This is a genomic window from Caballeronia concitans (genome assembly GCF_001544615.1).
GTDB lineage: Bacteria > Pseudomonadota > Gammaproteobacteria > Burkholderiales > Burkholderiaceae > Caballeronia > Caballeronia concitans.
This window is the reverse complement of the sequence record NZ_FCNV02000017.1, coordinates 1-15,339: the sequence shown is the minus strand read 5'-3', so window position 1 is coordinate 15,339 and position 15,339 is coordinate 1. Positions and strand designations below refer to the sequence as shown.

Below are 15,339 nucleotides of genomic sequence, written 5' to 3'. Positions count from 1 at the left end.
ACGCTGTAAAAGAATGTGGCCGCTTAGCGCGGCCACATTTCGTATATAACCGCAGTACGCAATTGAAAGAGCCTCACCATGATCGCGATGACCGACCCGCGTAACGACGAAAAGAACCTCTGGGTCAACTGGGACGAATATCACCGGTTGATCGAACTTCTCGCGCTGAACGTGCACGAGTCGGGATGGAAGTTCGACAAAATCCTGTGCCTGGCGCGCGGCGGCCTGCGCGTCGGCGACCAGCTTTCGCGCATCTACGACCTGCCGCTCGCCATTCTCGCGACGAGTTCGTATCGCGAAGCGGCGGGCACGCAGCAGGGCGATCTGGACATCGCGCAGTACATCACGATGACGCGCGGCGAGTTGTCGGGCAACGTGCTGCTCGTCGACGATCTCGTCGATTCCGGCGTCACGCTCGCGCGCGTGCAGGATCATCTGAAGGAGCGTTATCCCGCGATCACGGCGGTGCGCTCCGCGGTGCTGTGGTACAAGGCGTGCTCGAAGGTCAAGCCCGACTATCACGTGCAGTTTCTCGAAACGAACCCGTGGATACATCAGCCGTTCGAGGAATGGGACACCGTGCGTCCGCATAATCTCGGCGCGTGGATCAAGCGCGGCACGCAAAACGGCCGCGTGTAACACGTATCGAAGCATCGAAACATCGCCGTTGCGCCGGGCGTTTCGCCCGAAGCAACGGCGTTTTGCTTTTTCTGCGGCCGCTCGAAGCAAACGCGATGTAACGCACGCGCGATCCCGCCGACACCCACGGGGCACGATGCTAAACTCTCACTCGCGTCTCTCGTGGCGCGTCCGCAACATGCGAGAGGGCGTCTATGCGTGCGACGTTAGATAGAATGGCGTTCGGTTTTCTTCCGCTCTGGACGGATATCTCGCTTTTATGACTAACATGACTCACGCGCAAGAGCGCAAACAGCCTTTGCCATCGCTTGCGCTCGCGGCCATCGGCGTCGTCTTCGGCGACATCGGCACGAGTCCCCTCTACGCTCTGAAGGAAGCCTTTAGCCCGACGCACGGCATCGCGCTTTCGGAAGCGTCCATCCTCGGCGTCATCTCCTTGCTGTTCTGGGCCATCGTCATGGTGGTGGCCGTCAAATACGTGCTCTTCGTCATGCGCGCCGACAACAACGGCGAGGGCGGCGTCTTCGCGATGATGACGCTCGCGCTGCGCAGCGTGAAAGATCCCGGCCGTCTATCCGGTGTGCTGATGATGCTCGGCATCTTCGGCGCATGCATGTTTTATGGCGATGCCGTCATCACGCCGGCGATGTCGGTGATATCGGCGGTGGAAGGTCTCGAGATCGCCGCGCCGAAACTCTCTCCCTACGTGATCCCCATCACGATGGTGATCCTTGTCATGCTGTTCTGGATCCAGCGTCATGGCACCGCCGTCGTCGGCAAGCTCTTCGGGCCGATCATGCTGGTCTGGTTCCTGACGCTCGCCGGGCTGGGCGCTTATCACATCGCGATCGCGCCGGGCGTGCTGGTCGCGCTGAATCCGTATTACGCGTTCTCGTTCATGGCCGATCACGTGTTGCAGGCGTATATCGTGCTGGGCTCGGTCGTGCTGGTGCTGACGGGCGCGGAAGCGCTCTACGCCGACATGGGTCACTTCGGCGTCAGTCCCATTCGTTACGGCTGGTACGGGCTCGTGATGCCGTCGCTTTTGCTGAATTATTTCGGGCAAGGCGCGCTCTTGATGCATTCGCCGAAGGCCATCGAAAGCCCGTTCTTTCTGCTCGCGCCGGACTGGGCGCTGCTGCCGCTCGTGATTCTCTCGACGATCGCCACCGTGATCGCATCGCAAGCCGTGATCTCGGGCGCGTATTCGCTGACGAGTCAGGCCATTCAGCTCGGCTACGTGCCGCGCATGAAGATCCTGCATACGTCCGAACTGGCGATCGGGCAGATCTATATTCCGCTCGTCAACTGGATGCTGCTCTTCATCATCCTGTGCATCGTGGTCGGGTTCAAAAGCTCGGAGAATCTGGCCGCCGCTTACGGTCTCGCCGTGACCGCGACGATGCTCGTGACCACCATCCTCGTGTCCGTCGTGATGACGAACCTGTGGGGATGGAACCGCTTTCTCGTCGGCGCGATGATCGCCGTGTTTCTCGTCATCGATATCGGCTTCTTCGGCGCGAGCCTCTTGAAGATCGAGCAGGGCGGCTGGCTGCCGCTGTGCATCGGCGGGGCGCTCTTCTTCCTGCTGATGACCTGGTACAAGGGCCGCATGATCGTGAAGGATCGCACGGCCGCCGACGGCATCCCGCTCATGCCGTTCCTGCAGGGTCTGCTTGCGCATCCGCCGCATCGCGTGTCGGGCACGGCCATCTATCTCACCGGCAGCGATTCGCTCGTGCCCGTGAGCCTCTTGCACAATCTGAAGCACAACAAGGTGCTGCACGAGCGGACCATCTTCCTCAACTTCATTACGCGCGATATCCCTTATGTGGACGACGCGCATCGGCTGGAAGTGAAGGACGTGTCGGGCGGGCTCTTTCTCGTGAAGGCCGCGTATGGTTTCAATGAAACGCCCGACGTGAAGGCGGTGCTCGAACAGATCACGCGCACCCACGCGATGACCTTCGAACTGATGGACACGTCGTTCTTCATGGCGCGCGAAACGGTGGTGCCGACGGAACTGCCGGGCATGTCGGTGTGGCGCGAGCGCGTGTTCGCGTGGATGCATCAGAACGCCGCGAAGCCGACCGATTTCTTCAGTATTCCCGCGAATCGCGTCGTGGAACTGGGGACGAAGATCGAGATCTGAGCGCGTCCGCGTTTCGTTCCAGCGATAAAAAACCCACGCCGAAGCGTGGGTTTTTTACTTGCCAGCGTACTTCCTCACCGTTTCAGTTTTGCGAAAGCAGCAGCCATTGCGCCGGCCGGTTCCTGCTCGCGGCGTTGACCGGAGCGCGCATCCCGCCCGCCGCCTGAAGAACGCCGATCCTGTCCGCCGCGCGCCGATGATCCGGCGCCACCGCCCGTCGATGCCGGCGCGAAATCGTCGTCGAGGCGCATGGTCAGCGAAATGCGCTGGCGCTTCACATCGGTTTCGAGCACCTTCACCTTGACGACCTGGCCCGCCTTCACGACTTCGTGCGGGTCCTTGATGAACTTGGTCGACATTGCCGATACGTGCACGAGGCCATCCTGATGCACGCCGATATCGACGAACGCACCGAACGCCGCCACGTTCGTCACGACGCCTTCCAGCACCATGCCCGGTGCGAGATCGGAGATTTTCTCGATGCCTTCGCGGAAGGTCGCGGTCTTGAACTCGGGGCGCGGATCGCGGCCCGGCTTTTCCAGCTCGGCGAGAATGTCGCGCACGGTCGGCAGACCGAAACGATCGTCGACGAACTCGGCCGGCGAAAGGCCCGCGAGCGCTTCGCGCTTGCCGAGCACATCGCCGACGTGCTTGTTGATCCTGGCAAGAATGCGCTGCACGACCGGATACGCTTCCGGGTGCACCGAAGAGCGGTCGAGCGGATTCTCGCCGTTGTTGATGCGCAGGAAGCCGGCGGCCTGCTCGAACGTCTTGTCGCCGAGCCGCGGCACCTTGCGCAGATGCTCGCGCGACGGGAACGGCCCGTTCGCATCGCGATAGTCGACGATATTGCGCGCGAGCGTCGCGTTCAGTCCCGACACGCGCGCGAGCAGGGCGACGGACGCCGTGTTCGCATCGACGCCGACGGCATTCACGCAGTCCTCGACGACCGCATCGAGCGAGCGCGCCAGTTCGCGCTGATTCACGTCGTGCTGATACTGCCCCACGCCGATGGCCTTCGGCTCGATCTTCACGAGTTCGGCAAGCGGGTCCTGAAGACGCCGCGCGATCGACACCGCGCCGCGCAGCGAGACATCCAGCTCCGGAAACTCCTTCGCCGCGAGTTCCGATGCCGAATACACCGACGCGCCCGCTTCCGAAACCACGATCTTTTGCAGCTTCAAATCCGGATGCTTCGCGATGAGTTCGCTCGCGAGCTTGTCCGTCTCGCGCGACGCCGTGCCGTTGCCGATCGACACCAGTTCGGCCTGCGTTTCACGCGCGATCCGCGCGAGCTTCGCAAGGGAGCCGTCCCAGTCGCGGCGCGGTTCGTGCGGATAGATGGTGTCGGTCGCGAGCAGCTTGCCGGTGCGATCGACGACCGCGACCTTCACGCCCGTGCGCAGGCCCGGATCGAGACCGATCACCGCCTTAGGACCGGCCGGCGCGGCGAGCAGCAAGTCCTTCAGATTGCGCGCGAAGACGCGAATCGCTTCGTGCTCGGCTTCCTCGCGCAATTGCGTGAGCAGTTCGTTTTCGATGTGCGGCTGCACCTTCACGCGCCAGCACCAGCGGCAGACGTCGGAGAGCCATTTGTCGGCGGCGCGCCCGCGATTCGCGATGCCGAAGTGCTGCGCGATCATCGCTTCGCCCGGATGCGGCACTTGCACGTCCAGTTCCTCCCCGAGGCCGAGCTTCACGGACAGCACGCCCGCGTTGCGTCCGCGGAACAGCGCGAGCGCGCGGTGCGACGGCACGGTGCGGATGGTCTCGCTGTAGTCGTAGTAATCGCGGAACTTCTCGCCTTCCTCGCCTTCCTTGCCGTCCATCACGCTCGACATCACGAGCCCCTGATTGAACAGATAGTCGCGCAGCTTGCCGAGAATTTCGGCCGTTTCGCCGAACTGCTCGGAAAGAATGTCGCGTGCGCCGTCCAGCGCGGCTTTGGTGTCGGCGACGCCTTTCTCGGCATCGACGAACTTCGCGGCTTCGGCTTGCGGATCGAGCGTCGGGTCGGCGAGCAGCGCCTGGGCGAGCGGTTCCAGACCGGCTTCGCGGGCGATCTGCGCGCGCGTGCGGCGCTTCGGCTTGTACGGCAGATAGAGATCTTCGAGCACCTGCTTGCTGTCGGCGCCTTCGATCGCGCCGCGCAACTCGCCGGTCAGCTTGCCTTGCTCGTCGATGCTTTGCAGGATCGCCGCGCGGCGGCCTTCCAGCTCGCGCAAGTACAGCAGGCGTTCTTCGAGCGTGCGCAGTTGCGTGTCGTCGAGATTGCCGGTCACTTCTTTCCGATACCGGGCGATGAACGGGACAGTCGAACCTTCGTCGAGAAGCTGCACGGCGGCGGCGACCTGGCGCGGCTGCACGGTGAGTTCGGTGGCGATGCGCTGTACGATCTTGAGTGCTACGGTTTCCGTCATGATTCTGCGCTGTCTGCTGGCTCGTCAGGGATGCGGCGGCGGCGCGAGGACCGGCGTGCGTGGAACTGCGTGGGCGTGCGGCGGGCAAGCGCCACCGGGTGCCGTGACGAGCGATGGGCCGGGTTGCTGAGCGGGGCATTTTGCCATAAATGCCGGAGCGCTCCGGCGCGCGGTGATAGAATTTCGGGACCGCGCAAGCCCTTTATCCACCTTCGCGCACCTGATTCCCTATCACGTTGTCGTTCATCAATTTGCTCAACTTTCGCCTTCCAAAGGCCGCGCCGATGGCCGTGGCCGTATCGTCGATCGGCGTTCTCGTCGCTCTCGTGACGCAGCCGGGAATCGCGCAGACGGCGAGGCCGATCGATCCGTCGACCTCGGTGAGCGCGCAGCCGCTCGATTCGGCCAGCAGCGCCGACAAGGCGGACGAGGCGCTGCGTGCCGAATATGACCGGCGTCAGAAGGCGCTCGACAAGCGCACGTCGGAGAACGATTACCGCTACGGCGTCAAGCAGCACGACTGCTACAGCAAGTTCTTTGTCAACCATTGCCTCGACAATGCGCGCACCGAAATGCGCGAGACGCGTCAGCAGATCCGGCAGGAACAGCTCGCGCTCGACGACGAACAGCGCACCGAGCGCGCGAAAGAGCGCGACCGGCAAAGCGCGCTGAAGCAGGCGCAATACGACGCGGAAGCGCCGCAACGCGCGGCCAACGAGAAGGCGAATCAGCAGGCGTACGAGGACAAGCAGCGGCAGAATGCGCTCGCCGCCGCGCAACGCACGGCCGAAGCGCCGCAGCGTGCGGCCAACCAGGCGGCCTACGACCAGAAGCAGGCGGATTACCAGAAGAAACTCGACGAGGCGCGTGCGCGCGGCGTCGCGGAAGCGCAGGAACGCGACCAGAAAGCGCAGCGTTTCGAGCAGAAGCAGCAGGAAGCCGCGCAGCATCGCGCCGAAGTGGAAGCGCGCCAGAAGGAAGCCGCGCGCAAGCAGCAGGAAAAAGCACAGCAGGCACAGCAGGCGCAGCAGGAACAGCAGCGTCAGGAACAGTTGAAACAGCAGCAACAGCAGCAGGGCAAGTAACGCCAGATCGATAGATCGGAGCCGGGTGCCCAAGCACTCGCTCTGGCCGACAGGAGGCGAGCATGCAGCAGCGCTTGAACGCACCCCGACAATCCGCCGTCGATGCCGCTTTGCTTCGCGATCGCATCGCGCAGTTGCAGGAAGAGCATCACGGCCTGGACACGCTGATCGGCAAGCTGTCCGGCATCGACGACCTCGAGTTGCGCCGCCTGAAAAAGCGCAAGCTCAAGGTCAAGGACACGATCCTTCTGCTGCAATTGCAGTTGGACACGGACCCGCACTGAACCGCCTGACGACGCGCCGAAGCAGCCGTTCGCCGGCGGTACGCACCGCCGGCGGCGCGGCGCATCGCACGAAACCCGCAGTATCCGCAGGATCTAGCTCCTTTTGAACACTCCCGTCCACACTCCCGATCCCGAGAGCACGCCGTTCGCGCTGACCGACAAGCGCCGCGTCGAACTCGATGCGATTTTCTCCGCCGATGGCCTGCTCGCGCGCGCCATCGACGGCTACCGGCCGCGCGCATCGCAGATCGAAATGGCGTGCTCCGTCGCGGCCGCGATGGAAGCCTCCGGCCGCGCGATGCCGGAGCCCGCGATGTTCGAAGCGCAGCGCCGTCCGGCGCGCAAGCTCGGGCCATCGGACAAGCCGCACGCGCCCGACGAGCCGCCCGCCGACGACGTCGGCATCGCGAGCGCGAAGGCGGCGATCGACGGCGGCGAAAACACGCTGATCGTGGAAGCCGGCACGGGCACCGGCAAGACCTACGCGTACCTCGTCCCGGCGATGCTCTGGGGCGGCAAGGTCATCGTCTCGACCGGCACGAAGCATCTGCAGGACCAGCTTTTCCAGCGCGACATCCCGACGGTGCGCGACGCGCTCGCCGTGCCCGTCTCCGTGGCAATGCTCAAGGGCCGCGCGAACTACCTCTGTCATTACTATCTGGAGCGCACCGCCGACAACGGCCGCCTGCCGTCGCGCCAGGACACGTCGCATTTGCAGGAGATCGTGCGCTTCGCGAAGATCACGCGTACCGGCGACAAGGCCGAGCTTGCGAGCGTGCCCGAGAATTCGCCGGTCTGGTCGATGGTCACGTCCACGCGCGACAACTGTCTCGGCCAGGAATGCCCGCATTACAAGGATTGCTTCGTGATGCAGGCGCGCAAGGAGGCGCAGCAGGCGGACGTGGTCGTGGTGAATCACCATCTGTTTTTCGCCGACGTGATGCTGCGCGACACCGGCATGGCCGAGCTTCTGCCGATGGCGAACACCATCATCTTCGACGAAGCGCATCAGTTGCCCGAGACCGCGACGCTCTTCTTCGGCGAGACGCTTTCGACGACACAGTTCCTCGAGCTTGCGCGCGACACGGTCGCCGAAGGGCTGAGCCACGCACGCGACGCCGCCGACTGGACCAAGCTCGGCGCCGCGCTTGAACGCGCCGCGCGCGACCTGCGGCTCGCGTTCAAGGAAGATTCGGCGCGCTTTTCGCTCGGCCAGCTTCCGGACAATCATCCGCTCTTCGACGCGCTCGACACGCTGGAGACGCATCTCGATGCGCTCGCCGCGGCGCTGTCGTCGCATGCGGAGCGGGCGGAATCGTTGCAGGCGCTCGTGCGACGCGCGCGCGAGTTGCAGGATCAGCTTTCGGGCTGGACCACGCCGCCGACGCCGCTGGAGCGCGCCGTCGTGGAAGACGAGGCCACCGCGAAGGAAGCCGCGAAGGAGGAGCCGAACGAGATGGTGCGCTGGATCGAAGTGTTCTCGCACACGGTTCAGTTGCACGAGACGCCGCTATCGGTCGCGCCGATTTTCGCGAAGCAGCGCGCCGGCGTGCCGCGCGCGTGGATCTTCACGTCGGCGACGTTGTCGGTGCGCGGCGACTTCACGCACTACGCGGCGCAGATGGGTCTGAATTCGCGCCGCTCGATGACGCTGCCGAGTCCCTTCGACTACCCGTCGCAAGGGCTGTTGTACGTGCCGCGCAATCTGCCGCAGCCGTCGTCGCCGCAATTCACCGACGCCGTCTTCGAAGCCGCGCTGCCGGTGATCGAGGCGGCGGGCGGCGGCGTGTTCGTGCTGTGCACCACGCTGCGCGCGGTGGATCGCATCTCGACGCGCCTGCGCGATGTCATGGAGCGTCGCGGCTGGGACAATCCGCTGCTCGTTCAGGGCGATGCGAGCCGCACTGAACTGCTCGACCGTTTCCGCGCGTATGGGAACGCGATTCTCGTCGGCAGCCAGAGCTTTTGGGAAGGCGTCGATGTGCGCGGCGATGCGCTCTCGCTCGTCGTCATCGACAAGCTGCCGTTCGCGCCGCCCGACGATCCCGTGCTCGCCGCCCGGCTCGACGCGCTCACGAAGAAAGGGCTGAGCCCGTTCGCGGTGCATCAGTTGCCGCAGGCGGTCATTACGCTCAAGCAGGGCGCGGGCCGTCTGATTCGCGCGGAAACGGATCGCGGCGTGCTGATGATCTGCGACACGCGTCTCGTCGACAAACCCTATGGCCGGCGCATCTGGCAAAGCCTGCCGCCGTTCAAGCGCACGCGAGAACTCGACGTGGTGCGCGCGTTCTTCAGCGATTCGCCGAATTCGGCAGTGGAACTGGCCGACTAACGCGGTTGGCGATGCGCTCGATATTGGCGATCGCCTGAGCGATCCGCGCGCTGGCGTCGGGTCCGGACGGCGTGGGCTTCGGTGCGTGCCGGAAGCGCATCGATTGGCTGCCGTAGGCGTCGCCATACGTGGGCTTTGCTTGTTGCGGCCTGCGGTTCGCGGGGCGGTCGTTCGCTTTGGGACGAGGCTTCTCTGCCACGGCCGGCGCGCCCGCGATATCCGCGACGATGCGCGCGTTCGTGCTCGTGCCCGCCTTGATGCGGATGCCGTTCGCCGCGAGCACGCCGTTCACTTCGGCCAGCAAAGGCTTGGCCAATCCCTGCGACTGCAGAAAATCCCGGAATTGCTGGATCGCGCGTGCGTCGGGCGCGGGTCCGCTCGCGGCATCGATGCGCGTGAAGCGCTGCACCGCGATGCTGTCGATGAGCGCGTCCGCGCATCCGCGATCGGACAAGCCGAGCCAGCTCTGAACCAAGCACACGCGCAACATGCGCTCGACGGCATCGGTGCAAAGCTGCGCATCGCCGTCCTTTGCGCCGTTTGCGCAGTGCCGTTCGACGATCGCGCACAAGCTCGGCCACGGCAGGAGATGGTCCATCGTGTCGAGGAATTCGTCGCGCTGGGTGCGCATCGGAAGAGTCGTCGGAAGCGTTTCGTCGCCGGTAGCGGGTGTTGCCATGCTGATCTCGTGTCAAAACCTGTCATGCTCAGACGACGCGCCATCGCGCGTTCGATGCCTGACTGAAATCTGAGGATTGCTAAATTTTGTTGCCAAAGCTCAAAATTTTGAGCAAAAAAATAGGGCGATCGAACGCCCTTGTCGAAAGGCCGGCGCGAGGCGCCGGCTGTTTCCGCGAAGATTACCAGATCTGATACCAGGGCTTGTCGGTGCCCGCGCGGCGCTTGCCGGTGACATACGGGCTGTCCGGGAACGTCGCGGCGAGCACGCGCTTGGTGTCGTCGGCGAGTTGCGGCTGGTCGAGACGCTGGTACGACATCATCATGATGTGCAGCGCGTCTTCGGTTGCCGGCGCGTTCTTGTATTCGCGAATGGCGAGCTGCGCGCGGTTGATCGCCGCCACATACGCGCCCCGGCGATAGTAATAATCGGCGGCATGCACTTCATGTGACGCGAGCGCGTTCACGATATAGCGCATGCGCTGCGCGGAATCCGGCGCGTACTTGCTTTGCGGATATTTGTCCACGACGACCTTGAACGCGTCATACGACTCGCGCAGCGACTTGGGATCGCGCTCGCTCATGTCCTGACCGGAGAAGCGGCCGAAGAGACCGAGGTCGTCGTTGAAGTGGATCATGCCCTTGAGATAGTACGCGTACGAGATCTCGGGATGATCCGGATGCAGACGGATGAAGCGGTCGATGGCCTGGTCCGCTGCGGCGGTTTCGCCGTCCTTCCAGTTGCAGTACGCGACGTTGATCTGCGCCTGCTGCGCGAAGTGGCCGAACGGATCACGCCCTTCGAGCGCCTCGAAGTACTTGGCGCACTTGCCCCAGTCGCTGCCGGATAGCGCGTCCTGGGCCTCCGTATATAATTTGTTGTTGTTCCAGAGTGCCGTTTCGTCGGTCTTCTCAGGCAGGCCGTGACAGGCCGTGACGATGGCGACGCTCGCGGCCAGCGCCAGATACTTGATCGATTGCCGCATCGATTGATGAATGGTGTTGAAGGCTCGCATCAGTGCTTGCTTGTCCTGGCTATTACTGGCTGATTCTCGCTGTTTGCAGCTGTGATTCCGGTGCAGTCTCTCCGCGCGGCATGCCCTTCGGTGCCGTTGGATGCCGTCCGGTCGACCGCGACTCGCAGAATGCGCGATGACGTTGAAACGTCATTGAAGGCATCGACCACGCGCTACTTCACCGGAACAGTTCTTCGGGATGTTCCCGTAAATCTTCTTCAAATGACCCGCTCAAGTACTCGTCGTACCAAAGAACAACTCAAAGATTATAGCCGATGCGATGCAGCCGACGACTCGGCATTGCCCGAATCGGCGCGCGGCGCGGACCCGGCGGCATCCGCCGTCGACACGCGCACGGCCCGCGTCCCCGACGAACTCGCGGGCGACCGGCTCGACAAGGTGCTCGCCAAGGTCTTCCCGGAGTTCTCGCGCAGCCGCTTGCAGGGCTGGATCGAGGAAGGGCGCGTGCTCGTGGATGGCGCGAACGCCAAGGTGCGCCAGCCGGTGCCGCTCGGCGCGACCATTTCGCTCGTGCCGGACCTGCTGCCCGAGCAGCTAGCGTTCACGCCGGAGCCGGTGCCCCTGCATATCGTGTATGAAGACGACGCGCTCGTCGTCGTCAACAAGCCGGCGGGCATGGTCGTGCATCCGGCGGCGGGCAACTGGAGCGGCACGCTCCTGAACGGCCTCTTGCATCGATACGGCGACGCCGCGGCCGGCCTGCCGCGCGCGGGCATCGTGCATCGGCTGGACAAGGAAACGTCCGGGCTGATGGTCGTCGCGCGCACGCTCGAAGCGCAAACCGACCTCGTGCGCCAGTTGCAGGCGCGCACGGTGAAGCGCCGTTACGTCGCGTTCGTGTGGGGCAACATGCGCGAGGACGGCACGATCGACGCGCCCATCGGCCGCGATCCGCGCGAACGCACGCGCATGGCCGTCGTGCAGAGCGCGGCGGGCAAGCCGGCGCGCACGCACTTTCGGACCATCGACCGCGCGGTCTGGAAGGGCCAGCCCGTGAGCGCGATCCACTGCGATCTCGAAACCGGCCGCACGCATCAGATTCGCGTGCATTGCGCGCACGTCGGCCATCCGCTTCTGGGCGACCCGGTCTACGGACACGCGCGCGGCAAGCGTTCCGTGACGCCGCTGCCGAACGGCTTCGCGCGTCAGGCGCTGCACGCGTGGCGGCTCGGGCTGATTCATCCGCTGACGGGCAAGGACGTGCACTGGCGCGCGGACGTGCCCGACGACATGGCGACGCTTTCCGCCGAACTGGGCTTCGGACGCGACGACGACATCGAATTCGACGAAGAAGACGACGACTTCGCGCAGGTCTACGAGATCGGCGATGACGACTGGGACGAAGACGACGATTACGAGGACGACGAAGCATGACCGATTCCCACGCCCGCGCTGAGGCCGCACTGGACCCCCGGCATTGCCTGTGGCCGGACTGGCGCGTGTCGCCGCGCGTTCGCGCATTCGTGACGACGCGCGCAGGCGGGGTGAGCGCCGCGCCCTACGATGGCGGCGCGCCCGGCGCGGGTGGCCTGAATCTCGGCCTTTCCACCGGCGATGCCCCCGACGCCGTGCAGGAAAACCGCCGCCGCGCGCTCGCGCTCACCGGCGCGCCGCATGCGGCGTGGCTCCAGCAGATTCACGGCGCAGCGGTCGAAGACGCGCACGCGGTCATCGGCGCATCGAAGCCCGTCAGCGCGGATGCGAGCGTGACGGATCGCGCGGGCGTCGTGTGTGTCGTTATGACGGCCGATTGCCTGCCCGTGCTTTTCTGCGACGACGAAGGCCGCGCGGTCGGCGCGGCGCACGCGGGGTGGCGCGGACTGGCTGCGGGCATCATCGAAAAGACGGGGGAGCGCGTTGCCGCGCTGGCGGGCGCGCCGGCATCGAAACTGAATGCGTACCTCGGGCCGGCCATTGGACCGGCGGCGTTCGAAGTCGGCGAAGACGTGCTGGATGCGTTCGTCGCCGCGTCAGACCCGATTCATCGCGATGCCACCGCCGCCGCGTTCCGGCCGACAGGCAGCGACGGCAAATACATGGCGGACATTTATGCGCTCGCGCGCCTGCGACTCGCCGGCCTGGGCCTCGACGCGGCGCGCATTCATGGCGGCACGCATTGCACGGTCACGGAAAAAGAGCGATTTTATTCGTATCGGCGCGACCGCATAACCGGCCGCATGGCAGCAATGATCTGGCTTGCCGATTAATTCATCCGCAATTTGATTGACGATTTTCAACCCCGGCGGGGAAGCCTTTTCTCCGATGGGGGAAAACGATAATTATAAAAATATCGCACTGCGGCAAAATCGGGACGAAGCATTGACATGCTCGACACCCTAGAGCAAGAATGTTCCCGGAATTCATTCAATCGGGCACGGCGTAGCAAGGCAATTCTTGCCACGCGCATTTGAGGCGCACCCATATTTGCGCGCTGGTCGAGACGCCCGGCAATGCCTGCATCACAATCAGTCTTGCGAGACTCAGAGGTCAAAGGCGGGTATGGCTTCCAAAACTTCTTCTTCATCTTCCCGCTCCAGTACGGCCGACAGCAACGCGGCACCTTCATCAGCCGAAGCGACTGGCGTACAGCAGGCGTTCGAGCAATGGCTCAACGCGTGGCGATCCGTGGCCGATCCCGGTCAATGGGCCAAAATCACTGAGCAGACGAATCAGGCGGCGAGCGCATTTACGGCGAACGCGGCCGATGGCGCCAAAGCCGGCATGCCAGGATTGGGTGCTTTGCCGTTTCCGGGTTTCGGCGGCTTTCCGAATGCCTTTCCGAACGGATTTCCGACTGCGTTTCCGACCATCGCCAGCATGCCGCAGATGCCGGACATGACGAAGATGAACGGTCTCGCGGAATTCGCGAAGCTCGCGAGCAGCATGCCGGGTTTCGGCGCGGCGATGCAGGGCTTGCCGACCTTGCCGAAAATTCCGACCGCCGCCATTCCGCCCGAACGGCTGCATCAGCTGCAAAGCGATTACACGCGCGATGTCGCCGAACTCCTGAAGCAGGCGAGCGAACAGAACATCGACGCATCGGCGCTCAAGGACCGGCGCTTCACCGACACCGCGTGGCAATCGACGCCCGCGTTCGCATTCACCGCCGCGTGGTATCTGCTGAACGCGCGCTATCTGCAGGAACTCGCCGACGCGATCCAGAGCGACCCGAAGACGCGCGAGCGCATCCGCTTCGCCGTGCAGCAATGGGCGGCGATGGCTTCGCCGAGCAATTTCCTCGCGCTCAATCCGGAAGCGCAGAAGGCGCTCATCGAAAGCAAGGGCGAGAGTCTGCGCCAGGGCATGCTGAATCTGCTCGGCGACTTGCAGCGCGGCAAGATTTCGCAATCGGACGAATCGCGGTTCATGGTCGGCAAGAACATCGCGACCACCGAAGGCGCGGTCGTGTACGAGAACGAACTCGTGCAACTGATTCAATACAAGCCGCTCGCGCCGAAGGTCTATGCGCGGCCCTTGCTGATCGTGCCGCCGTGCATCAACAAGTTCTATATCCTCGATCTCTCGCCGGAAGGCTCGCTCGTGCGCTACGCGCTCGAATCGGGGCAGCAGGTGTTCATCCTGTCGTGGCGCAACGCGAACCAGTCGATCGCGCACAAGACCTGGGACGACTTCGTGCAGCAAGGCGTGATCGAAACGATGGCCGTCGTGAAGGACATCACGCGCGCGGACAAGATCAACACGCTCGGCTTCTGCATCGGCGGAACGCTGCTCGCGACGGCGCTCGCGGTGGAGAAGGCGCGCGGCAACGAGCCGGCGGCATCCATGACGCTGCTCACGTCGATGCTCGATTTCTCCGACACCGGCGTGCTCGACGTATTCGTCGACGAGGCGCACGTGCAGATGCGCGAACAGGCGATCGGCGGCAAGAACGGCGCGCCGGCGGGACTGATGCGCGGCATCGAGTTCGCCAACACGTTCTCGTACCTGCGGCCGAACGATCTCGTGTGGAATTATGTCGTCGACAATTACCTGAAGGGCCGCACGCCGCAAGCGTTCGACCTGCTGTTCTGGAACAGCGATTCGACGAATCTGCCCGGCCCGATGTGCGTCTGGTATCTGCGCAACACGTACCTCGAGAACAAGCTGCGCGAGCCGGGCGCGCTGACCGTGTGCGGCGAGTCCATCGACTTGTCGAAGCTGGACGTGCCGACGTTCATCTACGGTTCGCGCGAAGACCATATCGTGCCGTGGAAATCGGCGTATGCTTCGGCGCCCATCCTTTCGGGGCCGCAGACGTTCGTGCTCGGCGCGTCGGGGCATATCGCGGGCGTGATCAATCCGCCGTCGAAGAACAAGCGCAGCTTCTGGCAGATCGACAGCGCCGACGGCAAGCTCCCCGACGACCCCGACGCGTGGTTCGAAGCCGCGAGCGAGCATCCGGGAAGCTGGTGGCCGACGTGGTCGGAATGGCTCGCCGCGAACGCGGGCGAGCAGGTGAAGCCGGGCGCATCGCTCGGGTCGAAAGATCATCCCGTTATCGAGGCCGCGCCAGGCCGTTATGTGCTGGAGCGCGACAGCTGATCGGCGCGCAGGCGGGAATGGCGACTGTGCGCGAAGCCGCATAGGCACTCACGAAACGGCATTAACATTCGATGCCAAAGGAAACTGAAATGACTGACGTAGTGATCGTATCGGCCGCGCGTACAGCGGTCGGCAAGTTCGGCGGCTCGCTCGCGAAAATCGCGGCGCCG

General features: G+C 64.2%; 11 protein-coding genes. 8 read left to right on the top strand and 3 right to left on the bottom strand.

Going from position 1 to position 15,339, the window contains the following annotated elements; all coding sequences use genetic code 11:
• The first annotated feature begins 78 nt into the window (after positions 1-78).
• The gene (locus tag AWB72_RS25850) at positions 79-639 is read left to right on the top strand and encodes a phosphoribosyltransferase (RefSeq protein WP_040050125.1); all 561 of its coding nucleotides are present in this window, start codon (positions 79-81) and stop codon (positions 637-639) included.
• A 259-nt stretch (positions 640-898) separates the two neighbouring features.
• Entirely contained in the window at positions 899-2,791 is a 1,893-nt protein-coding gene (locus AWB72_RS25845; RefSeq protein WP_040050124.1) for a potassium transporter Kup, read from the top strand.
• A gap of 74 nt (positions 2,792-2,865) precedes the next feature.
• On the opposite strand, the gene AWB72_RS25840 is transcribed toward AWB72_RS25845, so the two are convergent.
• Positions 2,866-5,211 (bottom strand): Tex family protein, encoded by a 2,346-nt coding sequence (locus AWB72_RS25840; protein WP_040050123.1) that lies wholly within the window; start codon positions 5,209-5,211, stop codon positions 2,866-2,868.
• Positions 5,212-5,495: 284 nt separating this feature from the next.
• Here AWB72_RS25840 and AWB72_RS25835 point away from each other — a divergent pair, with 284 nt between their 5' ends.
• From AWB72_RS25835 to yoaA, 3 genes are all read left to right on the top strand, one after another.
• Positions 5,496-6,296: a flotillin family protein gene (locus AWB72_RS25835; RefSeq protein WP_040050203.1), complete on the top strand. Its 801-nt coding sequence runs from the start codon at positions 5,496-5,498 to the stop codon at positions 6,294-6,296.
• 62 nt (positions 6,297-6,358) lie between these two features.
• Entirely contained in the window at positions 6,359-6,580 is a 222-nt protein-coding gene (locus AWB72_RS25830) for a DUF465 domain-containing protein (protein ID WP_052449838.1), read from the top strand.
• 103 nt (positions 6,581-6,683) lie between these two features.
• Positions 6,684-8,912 carry a DNA repair helicase YoaA gene (gene yoaA, locus AWB72_RS25825; RefSeq protein WP_040050122.1) on the top strand — a complete coding sequence of 743 codons (2,229 nt, stop codon included), beginning with the start codon at positions 6,684-6,686 and terminating at the stop codon, positions 8,910-8,912.
• Here the strand turns inward: yoaA and AWB72_RS25820 are convergent.
• Together AWB72_RS25820 and AWB72_RS25815 are read right to left on the bottom strand one after the other, a co-directional pair.
• Entirely contained in the window at positions 8,872-9,591 is a 720-nt protein-coding gene (locus AWB72_RS25820) for a transposase (RefSeq protein WP_052449837.1), read from the bottom strand. The two genes, yoaA and AWB72_RS25820, sit on opposite strands and share 41 nt — an antisense overlap.
• A gap of 181 nt (positions 9,592-9,772) precedes the next feature.
• Entirely contained in the window at positions 9,773-10,606 is an 834-nt protein-coding gene (locus AWB72_RS25815) for an outer membrane protein assembly factor BamD (protein ID WP_040050121.1), read from the bottom strand.
• 222 nt (positions 10,607-10,828) lie between these two features.
• Here AWB72_RS25815 and AWB72_RS25810 point away from each other — a divergent pair, with 222 nt between their 5' ends.
• The 3 genes from AWB72_RS25810 to phaC all read left to right on the top strand — a co-directional run bounded on the left by AWB72_RS25810 (position 10,829) and on the right by phaC (position 15,169).
• Complete coding sequence (locus AWB72_RS25810; protein WP_052449836.1) at positions 10,829-12,001, top strand: RluA family pseudouridine synthase; 1,173 nt, start codon at positions 10,829-10,831, stop codon at positions 11,999-12,001.
• The gene (gene pgeF / locus AWB72_RS25805) at positions 11,998-12,834 is read left to right on the top strand and encodes a peptidoglycan editing factor PgeF (RefSeq protein WP_052449835.1); all 837 of its coding nucleotides are present in this window, start codon (positions 11,998-12,000) and stop codon (positions 12,832-12,834) included. The genes AWB72_RS25810 and pgeF overlap by 4 nt, the downstream gene beginning before the upstream one ends.
• 292 nt (positions 12,835-13,126) lie before the next feature.
• Positions 13,127-15,169, top strand: a complete 2,043-nt coding sequence (phaC, locus tag AWB72_RS25800) for a class I poly(R)-hydroxyalkanoic acid synthase (protein ID WP_040050120.1) — start codon at positions 13,127-13,129, stop codon at positions 15,167-15,169.
• Positions 15,170-15,339 lie beyond the last annotated feature (170 nt).